Annotated in this window: 3 protein-coding genes; 2 read left to right on the forward strand and 1 reads right to left on the reverse strand. The window is 70.3% G+C overall.

Annotated features, from left to right (window positions below):
- Positions 1 to 774, reverse strand: a 774-nt coding sequence (locus EYA84_RS29940; RefSeq protein WP_131057480.1) for an NtaA/DmoA family FMN-dependent monooxygenase, incomplete at its 3' end; no start/stop codon positions are given.
- A 116-nt stretch (positions 775 to 890) separates the two neighbouring features.
- On the opposite strand from EYA84_RS29940, the gene EYA84_RS29945 reads away from it, so the two are divergent.
- Both EYA84_RS29945 and EYA84_RS29950 read left to right on the forward strand, forming a co-directional pair.
- Positions 891 to 1,379: a VOC family protein gene (locus tag EYA84_RS29945; RefSeq protein WP_236146040.1), complete on the forward strand. Its 489-nt coding sequence runs from the start codon at positions 891 to 893 to the stop codon at positions 1,377 to 1,379.
- A gap of 42 nt (positions 1,380 to 1,421) precedes the next feature.
- On the forward strand, positions 1,422 to 2,849 hold the full coding sequence (locus EYA84_RS29950; RefSeq protein WP_131057485.1) for an FAD-binding oxidoreductase: 1,428 nt from the start codon (positions 1,422 to 1,424) through the stop codon (positions 2,847 to 2,849).
- The last annotated feature ends 10 nt before the right edge of the window (positions 2,850 to 2,859 follow it).

Here is a 2,859-nt window from a genome sequence, read left to right on the forward strand (position 1 = left end):
GCGCAGGGCGGCCACCGGCTCCGCCCCCGAGGCGGGATCGGCCAGGGTCAGGAAGACCACCTCGGCGTGCCGGGCGGCGAACTCGATGCCCCGGGGCGAGGAGCCGGCCTGGTAGAGCACCGGTGTGCGCTGCGGGGACGGCTCGCACTGGTGTGGACCCCGGACGCTGAACCAGCGGCCCTCGTGGTCGATCTGGCGGACCCGGTCCGGGTCGGTGAAGATGTCGCGTTCGGCGTCGCGGACCACCGCGTCGGCGTCCCAGCTCTCCTCCCACAGAGCGCGGGCGACCTGGACGTACTCGTCGGCCCGCTCGTAGCGCTCGTCGTGGTCGAGGTACTCGCCGAGGCCGTTGGCGGTGGCCGAGCGCAGGTAGGAGGTGACGATGTTCCAGCCGACCCGTCCGCCGGTGAGGTGGTCCAGCGAGGAGAAGAGTCGGGCGCACTCGTAGGGGGAGTGGTAGGTGGTGGAGTAGGTGATCGCGAAGCCGAGGTGTCGGGTCGCCGCCGCGGCGGCCGACAGCAGCAGCGCCGGGTCGATCGAGGGGATCTGCACCGCGTGTCGCACCGCCGGTGCCCAGGAGCCCCGGTAGACGTCGTAGACGCCGTGGATGTCGGCGAAGAACAACGCGTCGATGCAGGCCGCCTCCAGTTGGCGGGCCCGGGAGATCCAGTAGTCCAGCGACCGGTATCCGGTGGCCGTCCGGTCGCCGGGGAGCCGCCACATGCCCTTGAACTGCGGTGACGGCGAGCACTGGGTGAACACGTTCAGATGCATGCCCGGTTCCTCACATCCGTTCCGGCCCGGTACGGGCAGCGCGCTGCCAGGTGACGACACGCTACCGGTTGCCGGTAACAACACGCCACACCCAAGATACAAGTGAAGCATCTATGATGCGTCATGTGCCTAAACTCAATGGCAGGAACCACGTCAACCTGACCGTCCGCGACCTGGACCGCAGCACCGAGTGGTACTGCCGGGTCATGGACTTCACGCCGGTACGCGACGCGACACCCGCCGAGTCCGGGTTCACCTTCCGGACGTTGGTGCACCGGGGGTCGCTCTCCTCGATCGTGCTCGGCCAGGCCGTCGAGCCCGACCCGGCCCCCTTCGACGAGCGTCGGGTGGGCCTGCACCACCTGGGCTACCACGTCCCCGAGATGGCCGACCTGGACGAGTGGGCCACGCACCTGGACGCCGTCGGCGCCGAGCACTCCGGCGTCCGCGAACTGTTCCTGGAGGCCGGCTACGGCATCTGGCTGCGCGACCCGGACAACATCTGGCTGGAGTTCTACTGGCTCAACGCCGACTACTTCATGGACCGGCTGCGCCAGCAGCGTCGGGCCGAACGGGCGGCGCGGGTGGCCGCCGACGGGCATTGACTGTCGGGTCTTGCCGAACACAACACACACTATGGATAGTGGGTGCGGGCCGACGACTTGGAGAGCGACGTGGAAGAGACCCGGAACACCGTCTACTGGCACGACACCGAGCCGGTCGAGGTCGGCGAACCCCTCGACGGTGACGCGAGCTGCGACATCTGCATCGTCGGCGCGGGCTACACCGGCCTGTGGGCGGCGCACTTCCTCGCCGAGGCCGAGCCCTCGGCCGACATCAAGGTGCTGGAGGCCGAGGCGGTCGGCGGCGGCGCGTCCAGTGCCAACGGCGGTTTCGTCGGGCTGACCGCGGGCAAGGTGCTGCGCCGGCTGCTCTGGTACTACGGCCGGGAGAAGGCCGCGGGTGTCTACCGCAGCGGCGCCCGGTCGATCATCGACATCGGGCGGTTCTGCCGCCAGTACGGCATCGACGCCGACTTCGCGATGAACGGCGTGCTCCAGGTGGTCACCGACCGCAAGCAGTTGGCCCGGCTCGAACTCCAGGTCAAGCGCAGCGAACGCACCGGCCTGCGCGGATCGTTCAAGCTGCTGGACCGCGACGAGGCACAGCAACGCATCGGCTCCCCGCAGGTGCTCGGCGCGCTGCGCACCACCGGCGCGCTGGTCAACCCGCACCGACTGGTGCAGGGCCTGGCCCGCGTCGTCCGCGAGCAGGGCGTGGACATCCACGAGCGGACCCCGGTCACCGAGATCCGCAAGGTCGGCGGACGCTACCGGGTGACCACCCCCACCGGCACGGTCACCGCCAACGAGGTCGTCCTGGCGACCAACGCCTGGCAGCACAGCTTCGCCCAGACCCACACCAAGGTCATGCCGGTGTGGAACTACCTGATGGTGACCGAACCGCTGACCGACGCGCAGCTCTCCCGGGTGGCCTGGCCCGGCCGGGAGGGGGTCAGCAACTCGCTGTCCTTCGCCCACGCGGCCCGGCTCACCGCCGACAACCGGGTGGTCTGGTCCGGCGGCCGGTGGTACTACTACGACCAGCGGAACACCGACCGCTCCCACCTGCGCAACGACGCCGCCCACGCCGCGCTGCGGGAGTCCTTCGCCCGCTTCTTCCCGGCCTGGCGGGACGTCCGGTTCAGTCACGCCTTCGGTGGCCCGATCGGCTGGAGCCGCACCTTCATCCCGCAGTTCGGCCGCACCGACGACGGCCTGGTGTACGGGCACGGCTACACCGGCAACGGGATCGCGCCCAGCCACACCGGCGGCAAGATCCTGCGGGATCTGGTGCTGCGCCGGGACACCGAGTACACCGACCTGGCGTACGTGACCGTGAACCAGCCGAAGTTCGCCAAGGGCGCGATGGGCGACAAGGGCGCGCACCTGTTCATCTGGCGGCAGGAGACCGGTGACCGCCTGCCGCTGATGCTGCCGCACCCGGCCGCGCTGGCGCCCCGGTCGTTCTTCGCCGGACGTGCCGCACGCCGGGCCGCCGGCGCCAGCCGCTGACCCGTCGCAC

The organism is Verrucosispora sp. SN26_14.1 (assembly GCF_004307965.1).
Lineage (GTDB): Bacteria > Actinomycetota > Actinomycetes > Mycobacteriales > Micromonosporaceae > Micromonospora.